Here is a 19,380-nt window from a genome sequence, read left to right on the forward strand (position 1 = left end):
AAAAAGATTTTAACAGATGGTAAATGGGGGATTTTTAAAGAGAAAATGGTAAAATAAATGAAAGAGAAAGTGAGGTTGACTATGGAAGATAATAAAAAACAGAAACACTCATGGTTCTACCGCTGGTTCATCAACAATCAGACCGTTACGGTCCTTTTGGTAACCTTATTGATTTTAATCAACATCTTTATGTTAAATAAGACCGCCTTTTTATTCAAGCCTGTTATTGAATTTTTAAGTGTTATCATGCTTCCTCTTATCTTATCCGGTCTGCTTTATTACCTCATGAAACCTGGAGTCGACTGGTTAGAGAGGCAGAAAATTCCCCGTGTTTGGGGGATCAGTATTGTGTTTTTTGTGGTAGCCGTGCTTATCATCTGGGGATTAGCAGTCTTTATCCCTAGTCTTCAGGAGCAATTGATTAGTTTTGCAGACAACTTGCCAAACTATGTCAATCAGATGGATCGAGCCATCACTGATTTGTTAAAAGACGATCGCTTTGCCCAATTCCGACCACAAATCAACGATATTTTAGATCAGGTGACTGGTCAAATTACTGAAATTGCGCGTGGTTTTTCGACAAGTGCGGTCAACTGGGTCAGTTCCTTTGTCTCAACGACTTCCCAGATTGTTGTTGCTGTTATTATCATGCCATTTATTTTATTTTATCTCTTGAGAGATGGCCATACATTGAATGACACGGTAACACGCTTTATGCCGACAAAATGGCGTCAACCAGTTGGAGCAGTCCTTCATGACATGAATAGTCAATTGTCTAATTATGTTCGGGGACAGGTTACTGTGGCAACGATAGTTGCAATTATGTTTTCGGTATTGTTTTCCATCGTCGGTTTAGATTATGCAGTGACCCTAGGGGTATTAGCAGGTGTCTTGAATATGGTCCCTTATCTGGGAAGCTTTTTAGCGATGATTCCGGCTCTCCTTGTAGCATTGATTGATGGACCAAGTATGTTTATTAAAGTTATCATTGTTTTTATCATTGAACAGACGATTGAAGGCCGTTTCGTATCTCCGCTCATTATTGGTTCAAGTTTAAAAATTCACCCGATAACAATCATGTTTATACTCCTAACCGCTGGTCGGATGTTCGGTGTTTGGGGTGTCTTACTGGGAATACCTGTTTATGCCTCAGCCAAAGTTGTCTTTGAAGCAATATTCAAATGGTACCAAGCCTATAGCGGACTTTATGAGGAGGTAGCAGAAGAGGAAGAGTATGGAATCTCAGAGTAAATTAGTGGTAGAAGCGCTTGAAGCGCAAGATTTAGAAAAAGTAGAATACCATCTTAGACAGGCACTTGTTGAAGACGATGAAGAGACGTTGTTGGATTTGGGTGCTTATTTTGAAAGTATTGGTTTTCTGCCTCAAGCAGAAGTGATTTATCAGCAATTGTTGCTTAATTATCCAGAGCTAGCTATTAATCTGGCAAGGATTGCTATAGAAGATGGAGCAGTTGAGCAGGCCTTTTCCTATCTTGAGCAGATTGAATCCTCTAGCCCTTATTATTTAGAAGCTTTGGTGACCAAAGCGGATTTCTACCAATTAGAGGGGCTTGCTGATGTAGCCAAGGAAAAGTTATTAGAAGCTAGTCAATTGACCGATGATGATTTGATTCGATTTGGCTTAGCAGAAATTGAGCTCGAATTAGAGAACTATCAGTCTGCTATTAACTATTATGCCAGTGTTGACAATCGTTCTATTTATGAGCAGACAGGGGTGTCTACTTATCAGCGAATAGGATACGCCTATGCTAATTTAGGCAAGTTTGAAGCAGCCATTGAGTTTTTGGAGAAGGCTGTTGAGCTGGAATACCATGACGACATCTTATACGAGTTAGCAACCTTGTTCGTTGAAACGGAGCAGTATCAGCGGGCAAATCTTTATTTCAAACAATTGGCTACCTTAAACCCTGAATTTGAAGGCTATCAGTATCCCTATGCGCAATCCTTGCATGCGGAACATCAAACCAAAGAGGCTTTAAATGTATTGCAAGATTATCTCTCTAAGAATGAGACAGCCGTTTCTGTGTTGCTTCTTGCTTCTCAATATGCTTATGAGCTAAAAGATCCTGACCTTTCAGAACAATATCTTCTGAAAGCAAAAGCTTGGGCGGATGATGTGGAAGAGATTGATTTACGTTTATCGACTCTCTATCTAGAGCAGGAACGCTATGAAGACCTTCTTGACCTTGCCGAGGATAGCATCGATCATGTGTTAACAAGATGGCATTTGGCTAAGGCCTATCGCGCTTTGGACAAACCTGAAACCGAATCTGCTTATCATCAATTAGCAACTGATTTGCAAGACAATCCAGAGTTTCTAAAAGAATTTATTTTCGTCTTAAGAGAGATTGGGGAGTTTAAAGAAGCGAATCAACAGCTAAACCATTATCTGCAATTGGTTCCAGACGACTTAGAGATGGCAGCTTTGGCAGATGACTGAGAAAGAGGGATGAGTGGTGGAGTTAGTCAAATTATTTCAATACAATACCTTAGGCGCTTTAATGGCAGGGCTCTATGGTGGAACATTAACGATTCAAGAACTCCTAGAACATGGGGATTTAGGGATTGGCACCCTAGACAGTATTGATGGAGAGTTGATTGTGCTGGATGGCAAGGCCTATCAGGCTAAAGGTTCTGGTGAAGAGCCTGAAGTGGTGGAAGTTGCTCCGGATATTAAGGTACCTTATGCAGCAGTGCTCTTTCATATGGCTGAGGTTGTGTTTAGGCAACGCTTTGAAATGACCTCTGAGGAATTGGAAAAACGGATTGAGTCCTATTATGACGGGGAAAACTTATTTCGATCGATTAAGATTAAGGGAGAGTTTGCCCACATGCATGTTCGCATGATTCCAAAATCCTCACCAAATATCAAATTTTCAGAAGTTGCCACTCATCAGCCGGAATACAAGAGAGACAATATCAAGGGAACAATCGTTGGTATTTGGACACCTGAAATGTTCCATGGTGTTAGTGTGGCAGGATATCATCTGCACTTTATTTCTGAAGACCTTACTTTTGGGGGGCACGTGATTGATTATGTGATCAAAGAAGGACAAGTTGAGGTGGGTCCTGTTGATCAGCTTGACCAACGTTTCCCTGTGCAGGATCGTCAGTTTCTTTTTGCTAAATTTAACATTGATGAAGTCAAAGAGGATATCGATAAATCTGAATAAGATAAGTTTACTTGTGAATGGTTTTAAACAAGCAAAAGAGACCAGAATGTGGCCTTAGAACGCTTCTTGCTTCTATAGAAATGGTTGGCCAGAAATGAGTGATAAAGACTTAGTGATTTCTGAAAATCCAAGGGTTATCTAAAAAATAAACGGATGGTTTCCTGCTAGAAGGGCTAAGCTTGACATCATGACAAAAAACAAGAGATTGGGATCTGGCCCAATCTCTTGTTTTTATCATTTAGAGTTTCATGCGCTTTATTTTGTCTTCATCTGGTGTGACGCGAAGTGTTTTCTGTCCTGTGTAAGTCACAAAACCTGGCTTTGCTCCTGTTGGTTTATGGAGCTTTTTGGCTTCTAACATATCGACTTGAACCAAGTTCGACAAGCGTGCTTTGGAGAAATAGGCGGCCAGTTCTGCAGCGTCTGTCTTGACCTCATCTGTTGGATTGAGATTTCCTGTGAGGATGACATGACTACCAGGAATATCTTTGGCGTGGAACCATAGCTCTCCTTTTTTAGCGATTTTGAAGGAAAGTTCGTCATTTTGAAGATTATTTTTACCGACTAAAATAATGGTTTTACCATCGGTTGCTAAATAGCGTTCGGGCTTTTGCCGTTTCTGTATTTTTTCGCGGTTGCGGCGACGGATAAAGCCTGTTTCGATGAGTTCTTCTCTAATTTCAGCGATTTCAGAGAGCGTTGCCTGAGAAAGCATGGTCTGAACACTTTCTAAGTAGGTAATGGTTTCCTGTGTTTCCATGATTAGGCCAGTCAAGTGCTTGACGGCCTCTTTTAATTTAGCATATTTTTTAAAATAGCGCTGAGCGTTTTGGCTAGGACTAAGGGCTTTGTCTAAGAAAATGGTGACAGGTTGACCAGTGTAGTAATTATCTAACGTCACATTGTCTTGATCATTAGGGACCTGATGAAGATAGGTGGTCAATAACTCCCCTTTTTGCCTAAAATCCTCAGCGTTCTCAGTTGCTGCAAGTTCTGCTTCTTGCTTTTCTAATTTTTTGCGATTTTTATCCAGTTCGTTATCGACACGTTTAATGATTTCACTGGCTTGCTGGTTGACGCGGTCACGCTCAGCCTTGTCTTGATAGTAGACGTCCATAGCCTCTGATAAGCTGGGAAAGGTGCTGTGACTGTCCTTAAAGAGGACAGGGGCGAATGATTTTTCGGTGAGATTGGGCTCTGTTGCTTGAGTAAAGAATGTTCTAAATGCTTGAAGGCGATTGTCCTTAAGGACTTCACTTAGAGCCTGAGCGGTATCTCGCCCCAGCCCTTGGAAAAGGGTCTGAAGGGATTTAGAATCTAAATTTTCAGTTGAGAGAACTTGAAAGAGTTTCTCATCAGAAACGGTGAAAGGATTTAAAGCAGTTGTTTGAGGTGGCGCAATATAGGTAGAGCCAGGTAAAATGGTCCTGTAGGAATTTTGGGAGAATCCGACATGTTTGATGGCTTCTATAATCTTTCCAGACCCCTTATCCATCAAGATGATATTAGAGTGTTTGCCCATAATCTCGATAATCAATGTGGCCTGAATAGCGTCTCCAATTTCATTTTTATTGGAGACAGAAATCTCTAAAATACGATCATTTTCAATCTGTTCGATCCGCTCAATAGTTGCTCCCTGCAAGTATTTGCGCATAATCATGGTAAAGGTATTAGGAACTTGTGGATTGGCAAATTCTGTCTGAGTTAGCTGGACTCTTGCAAAGACAGGATGAGCAGAGAGGAGCAGTTTGTGGTTCTTTCGATTGCTCCGAACAGCTAAAACTAGTTCATTATCAAATGGTTGATTAATTTTTTGGATACGTCCACCAAGAAGTTCCTGAGAAAGCTCCTCAGTTAAGTGGTGAAGTAAGAAACCGTCAAAGGGCATAATATTCTCCTGCGTTTAGTCTTGTGTTCTATTATAGCATATCTCTCAGAAAGTAAGGAAATTCCTCTCTGTTTAAGAAAGTAGAACAGGAAAACATTAAGTTTTGAGGGGGACACTAGGTCTAGTCTGGTCATTTTTCTCAGCCAGAAAGGTTATCTGAGTCAGCGGGGTTACTATTGTTAGAGTGATCTATCAAATGGTATAGGTGGGTAACGGCAATATATCTTGCTTCGCTTAATCCTAATTCAGCAAATCTTTATCTTTTTTGTTATAATCAAATTATGACAACCTATACCTTACAACTTTGCAGTCATATGCTGTTTATTGGATTATCATATCACCTATTGGTAACGGTGGTTGACTGGCAAAAATTTACAAAAACACATCTTGATAATCTTAGCCGTTTGCGCCTATTGGTTCTCTTACTTAGTATCGTTTTGGGCTTTTTATCGAGCCGGTTTTTCCTTGAACTATTAGCGATTGGGCGTGGAATGGCTTTTGCTTTGTTTTTTGAGTAAATAGTGCTTGGGTGAGAAAACTGGCGAAGAGCTATTAGTATTCTGCTCAAAAAGTAAAAACAATAACTTTGGAGTATGAGCTAACGCATTCCTAAATGAAAGCATTATTTAGTGTCTTATGGTAAAATAAGAAAACAGTATGTAAGAAAAGGATCTTGTATGGAACAGATTATTATTAACGGTGGAGATACCCGTTTGACAGGCGAGGTAACGATTGAGGGAGCTAAAAATGCGGTTCTGCCAATTCTTGCAGCGACGATTTTAGCTAGTGATGGTCAAACAAAATTGACAAATGTCCCTATTTTATCAGATGTTTATACCATGAATAATGTGGTGCGAGGCCTTAATGCTGAGGTTTCTTTTACTGAAGAGAACAATGAGATTATAGTGGATGCGACTCAGCCTCTTCATTTTGAAGCCCCTTACCGTTATGTCAGTAAGATGCGAGCTTCTATCGTTGTTTTAGGCCCCCTTTTAGCCCGAAATGGTTACGCTAAGGTTTCAATGCCTGGTGGCTGTACGATAGGTTCGCGTCCTATAGATCTTCATCTCAAAGGATTGGAAGCCATGGGAGCAGAGATTCATCAGACCCACGGTTACATCGAGGCCAAGGCAGATCGTCTAAAAGGTGCTTATATCTATATGGACTTTCCAAGTGTTGGGGCGACTCAAAATCTGATGATGGCAGCGACTTTAGCCAATGGCCAAACGACGATTGAAAACGCAGCTCGCGAACCTGAAATTGTTGATTTAGCCAACCTTCTTAATAAGATGGGTGCAAGGGTACGTGGTGCTGGTACAGACACCATGACGATCACAGGTGTCGATCATCTCCATGGGACAGATCATGCAGTAGTACAAGACCGGATCGAAGCAGGGACATTTATGGTTGCAGCTGCTATGACTGGTGGCAATGTCCTTATCAAAGATGCTGTTTGGGAACATAATCGTCCCCTTCTTGCTAAGATGATAGAGATGGGTGTGGCCATTACAGAAGAAGATGACGGGATTCGTGTGCAATCTGAAGTTGCTCGATTGAAACCAGTCACTGTCAAAACACAACCACATCCAGGGTTTCCGACAGATATGCAGGCACAGATGACCGCCTTAATGACGGTTGTAAAAGGTGAGTCTACTATGATTGAAACCGTTTTTGAAAATCGTTTCCAACATTTGGAGGAACTACGCCGGATGGGGCTACACTCTGAAATCTTACGAGATACGGCTCTGATTTTTGGTGGTGAGAAACTTCAAGGAGCTCCAGTTTTGTCAACTGATTTACGGGCGTCAGCAGCTCTTATTTTATCTGGCTTGGTCGCAGAAGGAACAACTTGTGTAGGGCAATTGGATCATCTAGACCGAGGATATTATAAATTCCATGAAAAATTAGCAGCGCTAGGAGCTGACATCAAGCGGATTAAGGAGGATGATGATGCGTAATGCCAGTAGTAACTTACCAAGAAAAAAAGATGGCGTCCAGTATGTGTCGCAGCAGTTGTTGATTATTGGTCTTGTTTTATTAATTGCACTTTTGCTCTTTGTTCTTGGGCTGATGCTTGGATATGGGGTTATCGGTGATGGGGAATCCATGTGGACGATTTTATCACCTGATAAATGGCAGGAACTTATTGGAAAAATAACTGGGAAGTAGGCTAGGCCTACTTTTTCCATGCTATGAAAAGAGATATGATGCAATTAACGAAAAAACAAAAAAATTCGATTTTAACAGGGATTCTGGCTCTCATACTAGCAGTTACGGGTTATACGGTTACGGATAATCAGACAACTGAAATCCAGGATGCTACGATTGGTCCTGCGACCTATGATGTGGCTATTCCCCAATATGCCAGCAGCACTGTAGATGTCACACCTGACGAAGAGCTTGCCAGTTCAATGCTGGTGGACGAAGTCAGAGCGCAGTTGCCAAAAAACATTGAGTGGAATGGGGCGGGAGCCTTTATCCTAAACGGCAATAAGACCAATCTGGATGCAGATGTGGCCTCGCAGCCTTATATCGATTTGAAAACGAAGAAGGTCGGATCTGAAAAAGTTCCAACAGTTGCTAATGCTATCTTAGCCAAATCAACGCGTCAGTATAAAAATCGTGAGCAAACTGGTCAAGGGCAGACTTACTGGACACCAGCTGGCTGGGGGCAAGAACATGGCCTTTCTGGGGAATATGATCATGCGGTGGATCGAGGGCATCTTATTGGTTATGCCATAGGTGGCGGCCTCAAGGGGTTTGATGCGTCGACTAGTAACTCTGATAATATCGCAACGCAAACGGCTTGGTCCAATCAAGCCTATGAGAAAACATCGACAGGTCAAAATTACTATGAAATCCTCATCCGCAACGCTCTGGATAATAACAAGCGCGTCCGTTACCGCGTAAGCTTGATTTATGCGGATGACAATGATTTGGTGGCAGTGGGTCGTCAACTGGAGGCCAAATCTGCTGATGGTAGCTTAGAGTTCAATGTTTTTGTTCCTAACGTTCAGACAGGGATCAGTCTTGATTATGAGACAGGTGAGGTGACGATTTATGAGTAGACGATCCGCTAAATTCCTTGTCAAATGGGTGTAATTCTGCTAAACTAGTAGGTATATTACGGATTAGTAATAGGAAATAATTGAATAGTTGTCTATGAGACTAGTAGCAAGGTGGCAATTGACCAGGGAGTGTGGACCGTGACTGGAAGTCCACTCAAGGAAAGCCTTGTGAATTCACTCATGGCTAAATGGTGTTAAAATGAGAAACCTTTGGCAGGACAAGAAATTGAGGTTTACCACTTGGTAAATGAAAACGGATGGTACCGCGTGTCAACGCTCCGCTAAGGAGTATTGGCACGCTTTTTTTAGTTTCTAAAGGCTTAAAGAAGCTATTTTACAAATGGAGGAATTATGACAATTCAAGACAAATTGGCGGAGCTTCGCCAAAGTACGCTAGATAAGTTAAAAGATGTTAATCTGGAAGCTGCTCAAGAAGTACAGGACCTGCGTGTTTCTGTCTTGGGGAAAAAGGGGTCACTCACAGAAATTCTGAAAGGGTTAAAAGACCTGTCTCCTGAGGAGCGTCCACAGGTAGGGAAATACGTCAATGAAGTGCGTGACGTTCTAACAGCAGCTTTTGATGAAGTTAATGCCTTAATTGAACAAGAAAAAATTGCGGCGCAACTAGCTAGCGAGTCGATTGATGTGACCTTGCCAGGTAAGCCTGTCCCTGTTGGGCAACGCCATGTTTTGACTCAGACCAGCCAAGAAATCGAAGATATCTTCCTTGGCATGGGCTTCCAAGTCGTAGATGGTTACGAGGTCGAGAAAGATTACTACAACTTTGAGCGCATGAATTTGCCAAAAGATCACCCAGCGCGTGACATGCAGGATACCTTCTATATCACAGAAGAGATCTTGCTCCGCACCCATACCAGTCCCGTTCAGGCTAGGACCATGGACCAGCATGATTTTGCTAAAGGCCCCCTTAAGATGATCTCGCCAGGGCGCGTCTTCCGTCGGGATACGGATGATGCGACCCACTCGCACCAATTCCATCAGATTGAGGGCTTGGTTGTGGGTGAAAACATCTCTATGGGCGACCTCAAGGGCACTCTTCAGATGATCAGCCAGAAGATGTTTGGTGAGGACCGTAAGATTCGCCTGCGTCCGTCTTACTTCCCGTTCACGGAACCTTCAGTAGAGGTTGACGTATCATGCTTTAAGTGTGGTGGTGATGGCTGTAATGTTTGCAAGCAGACCGGCTGGATTGAGATTTTAGGGGCTGGGATGGTCCATCCAAGTGTCCTTGAGATGTCAGGTATTGATAGTGACAAGTATTCTGGCTTTGCCTTTGGACTTGGTCAAGAGCGGATTGCTATGCTCCGTTATGGTATCAACGATATCCGAGGCTTCTACCAAGGTGATGCCCGCTTTTCAGAGCAATTCAAGGGTTAGGAAACGCTAAAAGTTTGCTGAGCTCTTAAGATAGCAGCTCTGCTATAAGCCTAAGAAAAGAGAAACTATTATGGTGACAACAAGAGGCATTAAGCCTGTATCTTCTGACGAGCTACCAATCTTGAGAGAGCTAGCAATTCAGACCTTTCGGGAAACCTTTGGGCATGACAATAGTGAGGCTCAACTTCAGGAGTTTTTTGATAAGGATTACAGCTTGGAACAGCTCCAAAAGGAATTGGCCGATCCTGAGACAGAGGTTGATTTTTTGATGTTAAACGGCCAACCGGTTGGCTTTATCAAGCTCAATTGGGGTCAGGCGCAGACCGAGCAAGAGCTGGAAGACGGCTTTGAAATCCAGCGCATTTACGTTCTCAATGCCTATCAGGGACAAGGTCTGGGCAAGTTTCTCTTTGATTATGCCATGGAAGTTGCCGCCAACTCAGGAAAAACATGGGCTTGGTTAGGGGTCTGGGAACACAATGTGAAGGCTCAGCGTTTCTATGAGAAATACGGTTTTGAAAAATTTGGCGAGCATCATTTTGAAGTCGGTGATAAAGTAGATACGGACTGGCTCATGAAAAAAGCGCTCAAATAGGGAAGGAAAAACATGTTAGTAAGTTATAAATGGTTAAAACAACTGGTTGATGTGACGGCGACAAGTCAGGATTTGTCAGAAACCATGTCAACCACAGGAATTGAGGTTGAAGGGGTGGAAACACCTGTAGAAGGCCTGTCTAAACTCGTCGTGGGTGAAGTGGTATCGGTTGAAGATATCCCAGAAACCCACTTGCACATCTGTGAAGTTAACATTGGTGAGGAAACCACTCAAATCGTCTGTGGGGCACCAAATGTTAAGCCTGGTATCAAGGTCATTGTGGCCCTACCAGGTGCGCGTATCGCGGGCAATCACAAGATTAAAAAAGGCAAAATCCGTGGTGTAGAATCCCTTGGGATGATCTGCTCATTGGCAGAGATCGGCTATCCAGATGCGGTGGTGCCAAAAGCCTATGCGGACGGTATTTACTACCTGCCTGAGGACGCAGTGGTCGGCGACAGCATCTTCCCATATCTGGATATGGATGATGAGATTGTCGAACTTTCGATTACTCCAAACCGCGCAGATGCCTTGTCTATGCGTGGGGTGGCCCATGAAGTCGCAGCAATCTATGACACGCCAGTTCACTTTGAAGATCCTGTCTTGACAGAGTCAAATCTAGCTGCTAGTGATGTCTTATCTGTCGAGATTGCTTCTGATAAGGTGGCTAGCTATCAGGCGCGTGTGGTGGAAAATGTGACCATCGCCCCAAGTCCACAGTGGCTCCAAAACCTGCTTATGAACGCGGGTATTCGCCCACTCAACAACGTGGTCGACATTACTAACTACATCTTGCTTTACTTTGGGCAACCGATGCATGCCTTTGACCTAGATACCTTCAAGGACAACAAGATTGTCGCGCGTCAAGCTAAGGCCGGTGAAACCTTGGTGACACTGGACGAAGAAGAACGTGAATTGACAGTGGACGATATCGTTATCGCGGTTGGGGATGAGGCTGTGGCTCTTGGTGGGGTCATGGGTGGCTCAGCGACTGAAATCACAGATAAGACAAGCCGTATTGTCCTTGAAGCAGCCAGCTTTGATGGCAAGACCATCCGCAAAACCAGCGGTCGCCTCAACCTCCGCTCAGAATCTTCTGCCCGTTTTGAAAAAGGAACTAATGTGGCGGAACTTGGGCTTGCCCTAGATGTGGCAGCTGCACTGGTGGCTGAATTAGCCGGTGGTGAGGTGCGTTCTGGTGTGGTCAAGGCTGGAGACTTGGATGTGTCTGATATTCCAGTCTCAGCTCGCCTTGATTATGTCAACAAGCGTCTCGGGACAACCCTTGACTACGCGACCATTGCAGATGTTTTCCGTCGTCTCGGTATGGCGGTGTCAGGAGACGAGGAAAGCTTTACGGTTCAGGTCCCTCGTCGCCGTTGGGACATCCGTATCCCGGCCGACATTGTAGAAGAAATCGCCCGTATCTATGGTTATGATAAGTTGCCGACAACCTTGCCAAACGAAGCAGGAACAGCCGGCGAATTAACCCCTATGCAACAGCTACGCCGCAAAGTCCGTACCTTGGCTGAAGGAGCAGGGCTGACTGAGGTCATCTCTTATGCCCTCACAACCCCTGAAAAAGCAGTCGCCTTTACGGCTCAGCTAACCCAGGTGACAGAGCTTATGTGGCCGATGACCATCGATCGCTCTGTCCTTCGTCAGAATGTGACGGCTGGCTTGCTTGACATCGTAGCCTACAATGTAGCCCGTAAGAATCAAGACTTGGCCCTCTATGAAATCGGCAAGATCTTTGAACAGTCTGGGGATGCTAAGACGGACCTTCCTCAGGAAATCGAAACCTTTGCCTTTGCCTTAACGGGTTTAGTCGCTGGTACAAAAGACAAGGTGGATTTCTTCAGTGCCAAGGGTACTGTGGAAGCCCTCTTTGACCAGTTGCGTCTAACACCGCGCTTTGTCGCTCAAGCTGACCTGCCAAATCTCCATCCTGGACGCGCAGCCAGCATTGAAATGGATGGCCAAGCCGTTGGCTTTATCGGTCAAGTGCACCCTGGAACAGCTAAGGCTTACGGTGTGCCTGAGACCTATGTGGTAGAGCTTAACCTGACAGCGATTGAGGCAGCCCTCACACCAGCTCAGCCATTTACCGACATCTCGAAATTCCCGGCAGTCAGCCGTGACATTTCCCTCCTCTTGAAGAGCACTGTGAGCCATCAGGAGGTCTTGGATGCGATCGCAGCAGCAAGTGTGAAACGCTTGACCAAGGTGGCCCTCTTTGACCTTTACGCAGGGCCTGGTATTGAGCCTGGTAAGAAGTCTATGGCCTACAACATGACCTTCCAAAATCCGATTGACAGCTTGACCGATGAGGAAGTAGCGGGCTACATGGCTAAAATCACCAGGTCACTGACCGAAACCCTTGGTGCCGAAGTACGTTAAGCCATTATTTTATAAATTGAAATAACCATCAGAGCAGGACTCTGGTGGTTTTTGAGTCTAAAAAGAAATTACATTATAATGAATAATTAGTTTCTCGAGTAAAATGTTATAATAAAATAGAATAGAGTAAATGTATTGTTGTCATCTTAATTTTTAAAATATATGAAAACGATTAAGGAGATGAGATGGAAAAAGAAGAATTGATTGCACATTTAGTTGAATTATTTCCTGATGTAATACGAAATGAAACAAAAAAGTACACTTCTTTAAAAGTTAAGAAGGATGACGGATCTGAGCAGAATTTCATTGAAATTAGCTTTACGAAGTCAGGTTCTAAAATTTCACTTATTTCACGTTTTTTATCTTTTGAAGAGAAAAAGCATTTTAAAGTAGCTCCAAAAACAAATGGATGGTCAATTGATGCTAGTTATATTGTTTCTAGTGAAACAGATTATAACAAAATACTTCCACTGATTAAGAAAGTATATGAGTCTTTGAAAGCAAATTATTGGATAGTTGCTACAGGTAGTAAAGGAGAGCTATGGAATGATTTTAGAAAATACAATCAAGTTTGTATAGGTTTTTCAGGATATACTTTAGGAGATCTAAAAGGATATCGTAATTTTAACGATTTGCCTATTCCAAATGAAAAAAAATCAAGTAAATATATATGGCAGTTTGCACATGAAGTGAAAACTGGTGATATTATTGTTGCCAAGAAAGGTATATCCAAAATACTTGGAATCGGTAGGGTAATCAAGCCGTATTATCATACTTCAGAAAAAAAAGATATGCAACATTGTATTAATGTAAAATGGTTAGTAACAGGTGAGTGGAGTCTTGTAAATGTAACAAATAGAGATACGGTTCACCTAGATAAGAACCAGAGTAGAATCAAACAATATTGGAAAATTTTGGGATTAGAAAGTGAGCAAGTAGTGTCAAAATTTAGCAAACAAGTGATAAATTCTAAAAATATCATTTTACGTGGTGCCCCTGGTACTGGAAAGACTTTTCTAGCTAAACAGATTGCTGCTGAACTTGTTTCGAACGGGAGTAAGCATGATTATTCTGATTTGACAGATGCTGAGAAAGAACGCATCGGTTTTGTTCAATTTCACCCTTCGTATGATTATACGGATTTCGTTGAAGGTCTGAGGCCGATGTCAAATGATGATGGCCAAGTGAGTTTTGAATTAAAGGATGGTATTTTTAAGGGTTTCTGTGAAAGAGCGACAAAAAAGAGTAAGGTTGGCGGTCGTGATAATTTTGATGAGGCTTGGGATAGCTATCTAGGGTTTATAAACCAATCAGATCAAAAAGAATACGTGACAAAAACATCCTATCTTACTGTTAACAGCAGACAAAATTTATCTGTAAATTATGATAGTGGGGCTTCTGGCTGGACTTTGCCTAGGCCTTATGTTTATGAACTCTATAAAGATGAGACATACGACAAGCAAACCTATTACCGTTCTAGCGGACGCACGGTTTTAAAAACCTTAAAACAAAAATTTGGCTTATTAGACTACCAAATCCCTACGGATACAAATGCTAAAGATGCTCCACTATTTGTTTTCATCATCGATGAAATCAATCGTGGGGAAATTTCTAAAATTTTTGGAGAATTGTTTTACGCGATCGACCCTGGATACAGAGGGCCAGCGGGTGCGGTTTCTACCCAGTATGCCAATATGCACGAATCGGATGAAAAGTTCTACATTCCAGAAAATGTTTATATTATTGGTACCATGAATGATATTGATCGCTCTGTCGATACCTTTGATTTTGCTATGCGACGTCGTTTTCGATTTATCGAAATTAAGGCAGAAGATACCATAGATATGTGGGAAAAGACAGAGGGATTTGATGACAGTCAGATTGAAGAAGCTAAGCGTCGCTTGCTGTCTCTCAATCAAGCTATCGAAGAGATTCCGGAATTAAATACAAATTATCATGTGGGCCCTTCTTATTTCCTTAAACTACCAGAGCTTGATTATCAGTATGATACATTATGGACTGATTATCTGGAACCCCTTCTACAAGAGTACTTGCGAGGCACCTATCAGGAGATAGAACATCTTGAAACCTTAAAAAAAGCATACGATTATCTTGAGGAAGAAGCACATGTGGATTAAGGATAATCAACAAGATATTTCTAAGTCTGAATTTTTAGAGGCGTATCCTAATTTAGGAAATTACTTGCTCGATAAGAGCCTCAAGTATTTAAGTGAGCATGAGAAGTTATTTGTGTTTCCGACGGATTTGTCAAAGATACCAGATTTAGATGAATCGGCAAAAATTTTCGAGTCAGTTGATGATAAAGTGAAATCCCAGAATGTGGCTGGTTTTATTGGTTATCGAGATGAACAATTAACCATTCATTCTCGTTTTGCTCAGGCGGATGACAAAGACTACTTTTTGCACTATATGTTACAAAAAGTTCTTCATATCAATCTGACCAATCTGGACACTACACTCTCACAAGATCAGCAGTTTTATCAGCTTTTGGTTTATCTCTTTCCCAAATATCTGCAGGTAGCCTTACGAAAAGGTTTATACAAAGAATACCGCCGTTTTGATTATCATGATGCCAATATTAAAGGGAGTCTTGATGTTGCGAGGCATATCAAAGTGAGTACTCCTTTTACTGGGAAAATAGCTTATAGGACCAGAGAGTTTGCCTATGACAATCCTCTGTTGCAATTGGTTCGTCACACCATTGAATACATTAAAGTCAGTCAAAAAGATAGTTATTCTATTTTGGATTCTAATCCAGAAACAAGGGGAAATGTTAAAGCAGTCGCTGAAGTGACATCAAGCTACCAACTATCAGATAGGCAAACAATCATTTTGTCTAACCAGAAAAAGCGGCTCCGCCATGCTTATTTTAAGGAGTATACCGCTTTGCAACAACTGTGTTTGTTGCTTTTGACCAGTCAAAAGCAGTCAGTAGGTGGCAACAGAGACAACATACATGGTATCCTCTTTGATGTGGCATGGCTATGGGAGGAATATATAGCGACACTTTTGGGAACAGAGTTTGTCCATCCTAGAAATAAGGCTAACCAGAAAGGGATCTCTGTTTTTTCAAGCGGACGTCGGAAGGTTTATCCAGATTTTTATAGTCCAGAAAAAGGCATTGTTTTAGATGCTAAATACAAACGTTTGGAATTAACAGAAAAAGGCATTGACAGATCGGATCTGTACCAAATAGTAACTTATGCTTATATCTTAAAAGCCAATCTGGCAGGTTTAGTCTTTCCAAGTCAGAACGATAAAGTTGCTAACATGATTGGAGAATTAGCTGGTTATGGTGCTATGCTAAAAAAATGGTCCATTAAAATCCCACAAGGTTGCACTAGCTATGACGCATTTGTAACAGAAATGGCTAAAAATGAAAAGAAATTTCTTGAGACATTAAAGCAATCTTACTCCATCACTACGTAATAGCAAAATGGTTGATGGTCATTTCACAGTTCCCCACCGCCTTCTGGCGGTGTTTTTTCATGCGTGAATTTGGTATAATAGGAGCTAATGAAGCGTGTGAGAAGTGGATAGATCATAGGGACTGGCGAGTAATGTAGGAGGATATCGGAGATGCGATTGGTTTATACGGAGATTGGGCAGGACTTAACAAGCCTTCTGGTCAAGGAGGCGCTAGCGCTGACGGCAGAGGGGCGTCGGGTCTTTTACATTGCGCCCAACTCCCTGTCTTTTGAAAAGGAACGAGCGGTCTTGGAGTTATTACCAGAGGGCGCGTCTTTTGATGTGCTGGTGACGCGGTTTGCTCAGATGGTGCGCTATGTGACTCTCAATCAGGTAGAGGTTAAGGAAAGCATCGACGAGACGGGACTAGCCATGCTCTTTTATCGGGCCTTATCGAGCCTGCCGGAGGATACCTTGAAGGTCTATGGTCGGCTCAAGCAGAACATGGACTTTATCCAGCAGTTGGTAGCTCTTTATAAGGAGTTACAAGGGTCTGGGTTGGCCATAGCAGAGCTGACGAGCCTTGATTCAGCAGAAAAGCAGGCTGACTTGCAGGTCATCTTTCAGACTTTTTATAGCTTGCTGGACCGGGAAAACTATGCATCCCAGAGCAAGGTTCAAACCCTGACCAAGGAAGTTGAGGCAGGGCTTCTTAAAGCTGCCCTCGACCAGATGGCCCTGGTCATCGATGGCTTTACCCGTTTTTCGGCAGAGGAAGAAAACTTGGTCAAGGCGCTTGAGGCGCAGGGGGTACCGATTGTGATTGGGACCTATGCCAGCCAGACAGCTTATCAGGCCAATTATATCTCTGGCAATCTTTATCAGGCTGGGGTGGATTTTCTCCGTCATTTGGCCCAAACCTTTGCCGTTAAGCCTGACTATATCTCAGGTGAGGCGGAGATCGACAGTTCTCTGCACCGCATTTCCCAAAAGTTCGCTAGCCACTATGATTATAGCGAGGACGAGCTAAGCTTGACCGAGGCGGACAAGAAGCGGGTGACCCTTTGGGAGGTGATCAGTCAGAAGGAGGAGGTTGTCCATGTGGCCAAGGCCATCCGAAGGCACCTGCATGAGGGCTATCGCTATAAGGATATTTTGGTCCTGCTGGGGGATGTGGATAGTTACCGCCTGCAGATTGGCAAGATTTTTGACCAGTACGAGATTCCCTACTACCTGGCCAAGGCTGAGCCCATGAGCCAGCACCCGCTGGTGACGGTCGTCGATAGCCTGCTTAGGCTCAAGCGGTACCGCTGTCAAGGGGAGGATTTGCTCAACCTCCTTAAGACCGGTCTCTATGGGGATATGACGCAAGACGAGCTGGACCACTTTGAGCAGTATGTCCAGTTTGCTCAAGTTAAGGGTTGGGCACGCTTTTCTCGGGCCTTTCAGGCCAATAGCGGTGATAAGTTTGATTTGACTGAGCTGAACCGTTTGCGTGAGGCAATCCTGCCGCCGCTCGTGGGGTTCTTACAGGCCAAGCCTCAGACGGGACGGCAGTTCTTGGAGGGATTAATCCAATTTCTGACGGCGGTGCAGTTGCCGCAGAATTTAGCCCGTCTGGTTCAGACAGGGTCGGAGCAAGACCGCGAGCAAGCACAGCAGGTCTGGGAGACCTTTAGCAGGATTTTAGGCCAGTTTGAGGCCATCTTTGGCACCGAGACCATCTCGGTGGAAGAAGGGCTGAGTTTGATATTGTCTGGCATGCTGTCGGCCAACTATCGGACGGTGCCTGCCACCGTCGATGTGGTCAATATCAAGTCCTATGACCTCATTACTCCTAGGGCTAACAAGCTGGTCTTTGCGATTGGGCTCAGTCAGAGTAACTTTCCAAAGCTGGGCAAGAATACCAGCTTGATTTCAGATGAGGAGCGTCAAGCCATCAATGAGGTGGCTGGAGAAACAGTCTTAGAAGTACTTGCCAGAGAACAGGGCAAACGCAATCACTTTACAGCCTTGTCGCTCCTCAATGCAGCGACAGAGCAGCTGGTGCTCTCGACGCCTCAGCTCTTCAAGGAGGCGGAGGAGCAGGTGTCGCCCTACCTGAGTCAATTGGAGGCCATGGGTCTTCCCAAGGTTGAAAAAGGGCGAGCTAGCCTTGAAGCCAGTCCAGCAGATGTCGGCAACTACAAGGGCCTCCTGTCTCAGGTAGTCGAGCTGAATCGGGCAGACTGGGCAGAGGAGATGAGTGCTGACGACCAGACCTTCTGGTCAGTGGCAGTGCGCTACCTGAGAAAGAAATTAGCCGATTCAGGGCTGGCCCTGCCGGAGGCAGGGGCGACACCAAGCTTAGCCACTCAGCCGCTGGCCAAGGACACGCTCAGCCGCCTCTTCCCAGAGGACAAGCCTCTGCGCTTGTCGGCTTCGAGTTTGAACGATTTTTACAATTCAGAATACAAGTATTTTCTGCGCCACATTTTACGCCTAGAAGAAGTGCGCTCTATCGTGCCAGATGCCAGAATCCACGGCAACTTCCTCCACAAGGTCTTTGAGGAAGTTTTAGCGGACACTGGGACAGGCGACTTTGACCGCAAGGTCAGTCGGGCCCTAGAGAAGACCAGTCAGCTGGCGGAGTTTAGGGATGTCTACCAAGAATCCAGTGAAACGGCTTATTCCCATGAGGTGCTTACTGCTATCGCTCAGGCGACAGCGACGGCTTTAAGGGATGACAGCTTGGTGACGACAGTCGGAGAGGAAAGCTCCTTTGAAAAAAGTCTGCTCTTGCCGCAAGGCAAGCCACTCAATATTGTCGGTAAGATTGACCGCATTGACCAATTAAAAACGACAGCAGCACTAGGTGTGGTGGATTACAAGTCTAGCCCGCAGTCCTTTAAGATGGCCAATTTTTACAACGGTTTGAGTCCGCAGCTCATGACCTATGTCATGGCCATGCGGGACAATCCGCATTTGGGGCTGGAGGAGAAGGTTTTTGGGGCCATGTACCTGCACATGACCGATCCGGTGGTACAGCTCAGCAAGATCAAGGATTTGGATGCCATTTTGAAGGCCAGTGAGACCAGCCTGCAGTTCAAGGGTCTCTTTGACGCGGAGGCTAGTCAGGGCTTGACCGGTCAGTACGGTAAGACGGCGAGCACGACCTTTAGCCCTGAGGAGATGGAGATGTTGACCCAGCATACGGAGCATCTCTACCGTCAGGCGGGCAGTCGGATTTTAGAGGGGCATTTTGCCATTAACCCTTATAGCGCTGATGGGCGGTCGGTGGCGGGTGACCAGTACAATAGCATCACGCACTTTGAGGCGGACCAGCACCTTGGTCAGGCACGGTTTTTGGCCAAATTGGGCCGGAAGAAGGAAGACTGGCTGAGCCAGATGAAAGGAGGAGAAGACTGA

General features: G+C 44.1%; 14 protein-coding genes. 13 read left to right on the forward strand and 1 reads right to left on the reverse strand.

Going from position 1 to position 19,380, the window contains the following annotated elements; translation table 11 throughout:
• Positions 1-81: 81 nt before the first annotated feature.
• From ACVRYP_RS00120 to budA, 3 genes are read left to right on the forward strand one after another with little or no spacing between them, the layout of a single operon-like run.
• Entirely contained in the window at positions 82-1,251 is a 1,170-nt protein-coding gene (locus ACVRYP_RS00120) for an AI-2E family transporter (RefSeq protein WP_447466794.1), read from the forward strand.
• The gene (locus ACVRYP_RS00125) at positions 1,235-2,461 is read left to right on the forward strand and encodes a tetratricopeptide repeat protein (RefSeq protein ID WP_447466795.1); all 1,227 of its coding nucleotides are present in this window, start codon (positions 1,235-1,237) and stop codon (positions 2,459-2,461) included. The genes ACVRYP_RS00120 and ACVRYP_RS00125 overlap by 17 nt, the downstream gene beginning before the upstream one ends.
• Positions 2,462-2,474: 13 nt before the next feature.
• Positions 2,475-3,194: an acetolactate decarboxylase gene (budA, locus tag ACVRYP_RS00130; RefSeq protein WP_447466796.1), complete on the forward strand. Its 720-nt coding sequence runs from the start codon at positions 2,475-2,477 to the stop codon at positions 3,192-3,194.
• 238 nt (positions 3,195-3,432) lie between these two features.
• On the opposite strand, the gene ACVRYP_RS00135 is transcribed toward budA, so the two are convergent.
• Complete coding sequence (locus ACVRYP_RS00135; protein WP_447466797.1) at positions 3,433-5,082, reverse strand: Rqc2 family fibronectin-binding protein; 1,650 nt, start codon at positions 5,080-5,082, stop codon at positions 3,433-3,435.
• Positions 5,083-5,363: 281 nt separating this feature from the next.
• On the opposite strand from ACVRYP_RS00135, the gene ACVRYP_RS00140 reads away from it, so the two are divergent.
• The 10 genes from ACVRYP_RS00140 (at position 5,364) to rexB (ending at position 19,380) form a co-directional block, all read left to right on the forward strand.
• Positions 5,364-5,600, forward strand: coding sequence for a DUF1146 family protein (locus ACVRYP_RS00140; protein WP_447466798.1), 237 nt, complete (start codon positions 5,364-5,366; stop codon positions 5,598-5,600).
• 159 nt (positions 5,601-5,759) lie between these two features.
• Complete coding sequence (gene murA / locus ACVRYP_RS00145; protein WP_447466799.1) at positions 5,760-7,040, forward strand: UDP-N-acetylglucosamine 1-carboxyvinyltransferase; 1,281 nt, start codon at positions 5,760-5,762, stop codon at positions 7,038-7,040.
• On the forward strand, positions 7,033-7,251 hold the full coding sequence (locus ACVRYP_RS00150) for a DNA-directed RNA polymerase subunit beta (protein ID WP_447466800.1): 219 nt from the start codon (positions 7,033-7,035) through the stop codon (positions 7,249-7,251). The genes murA and ACVRYP_RS00150 overlap by 8 nt, the downstream gene beginning before the upstream one ends.
• A 23-nt stretch (positions 7,252-7,274) precedes the next feature.
• The gene (locus ACVRYP_RS00155; RefSeq protein ID WP_447466801.1) at positions 7,275-8,150 is read left to right on the forward strand and encodes a DNA/RNA non-specific endonuclease; all 876 of its coding nucleotides are present in this window, start codon (positions 7,275-7,277) and stop codon (positions 8,148-8,150) included.
• A 351-nt stretch (positions 8,151-8,501) separates the two neighbouring features.
• Positions 8,502-9,548, forward strand: coding sequence for a phenylalanine--tRNA ligase subunit alpha (gene pheS, locus ACVRYP_RS00160; RefSeq protein WP_447466802.1), 1,047 nt, complete (start codon positions 8,502-8,504; stop codon positions 9,546-9,548).
• A 70-nt stretch (positions 9,549-9,618) separates the two neighbouring features.
• Positions 9,619-10,143: a GNAT family N-acetyltransferase gene (locus ACVRYP_RS00165; protein WP_447466803.1), complete on the forward strand. Its 525-nt coding sequence runs from the start codon at positions 9,619-9,621 to the stop codon at positions 10,141-10,143.
• Positions 10,144-10,155: 12 nt separating this feature from the next.
• The gene (pheT, locus tag ACVRYP_RS00170) at positions 10,156-12,543 is read left to right on the forward strand and encodes a phenylalanine--tRNA ligase subunit beta (RefSeq protein ID WP_447466804.1); all 2,388 of its coding nucleotides are present in this window, start codon (positions 10,156-10,158) and stop codon (positions 12,541-12,543) included.
• A 185-nt stretch (positions 12,544-12,728) separates the two neighbouring features.
• Positions 12,729-14,681 (forward strand): DUF8426 domain-containing protein, encoded by a 1,953-nt coding sequence (locus ACVRYP_RS00175; RefSeq protein WP_447466805.1) that lies wholly within the window; start codon positions 12,729-12,731, stop codon positions 14,679-14,681.
• Positions 14,671-15,993 (forward strand): 5-methylcytosine restriction system specificity protein McrC, encoded by a 1,323-nt coding sequence (locus ACVRYP_RS00180; RefSeq protein WP_447466806.1) that lies wholly within the window; start codon positions 14,671-14,673, stop codon positions 15,991-15,993. Before ACVRYP_RS00175 ends, ACVRYP_RS00180 begins: the two co-directional genes overlap by 11 nt.
• Before the next feature lie 150 nt (positions 15,994-16,143).
• Entirely contained in the window at positions 16,144-19,380 is a 3,237-nt protein-coding gene (gene rexB / locus ACVRYP_RS00185; protein WP_447466807.1) for an ATP-dependent nuclease subunit B, read from the forward strand.

This window comes from Streptococcus rifensis, assembly GCF_053203525.1.

Excerpts from the sequence above, each read along its gene's own strand:
- ACVRYP_RS00140 (WP_447466798.1), top strand. The coding sequence starts at position 5,364 with ATGACAACCTATACCTTACAACTTTGCAGTCATATGCTGTTTATTGGA.
- pheS (WP_447466802.1), top strand. The coding sequence starts at position 8,502 with ATGACAATTCAAGACAAATTGGCGGAGCTTCGCCAAAGTACGCTAGAT.
- ACVRYP_RS00135 (WP_447466797.1), bottom strand. The coding sequence starts at position 5,082 with ATGCCCTTTGACGGTTTCTTACTTCACCACTTAACTGAGGAGCTTTCT.
- ACVRYP_RS00165 (WP_447466803.1), top strand. The coding sequence starts at position 9,619 with ATGGTGACAACAAGAGGCATTAAGCCTGTATCTTCTGACGAGCTACCA.
- ACVRYP_RS00175 (WP_447466805.1), top strand. The coding sequence starts at position 12,729 with ATGGAAAAAGAAGAATTGATTGCACATTTAGTTGAATTATTTCCTGAT.
- ACVRYP_RS00120 (WP_447466794.1), top strand. The coding sequence starts at position 82 with ATGGAAGATAATAAAAAACAGAAACACTCATGGTTCTACCGCTGGTTC.
- ACVRYP_RS00125 (WP_447466795.1), top strand. The coding sequence starts at position 1,235 with ATGGAATCTCAGAGTAAATTAGTGGTAGAAGCGCTTGAAGCGCAAGAT.
- murA (WP_447466799.1), top strand. The coding sequence starts at position 5,760 with ATGGAACAGATTATTATTAACGGTGGAGATACCCGTTTGACAGGCGAG.
- pheT (WP_447466804.1), top strand. The coding sequence starts at position 10,156 with ATGTTAGTAAGTTATAAATGGTTAAAACAACTGGTTGATGTGACGGCG.
- ACVRYP_RS00150 (WP_447466800.1), top strand. The coding sequence starts at position 7,033 with ATGCGTAATGCCAGTAGTAACTTACCAAGAAAAAAAGATGGCGTCCAG.
- ACVRYP_RS00155 (WP_447466801.1), top strand. The coding sequence starts at position 7,275 with ATGAAAAGAGATATGATGCAATTAACGAAAAAACAAAAAAATTCGATT.
- rexB (WP_447466807.1), top strand. The coding sequence starts at position 16,144 with ATGCGATTGGTTTATACGGAGATTGGGCAGGACTTAACAAGCCTTCTG.
- ACVRYP_RS00180 (WP_447466806.1), top strand. The coding sequence starts at position 14,671 with ATGTGGATTAAGGATAATCAACAAGATATTTCTAAGTCTGAATTTTTA.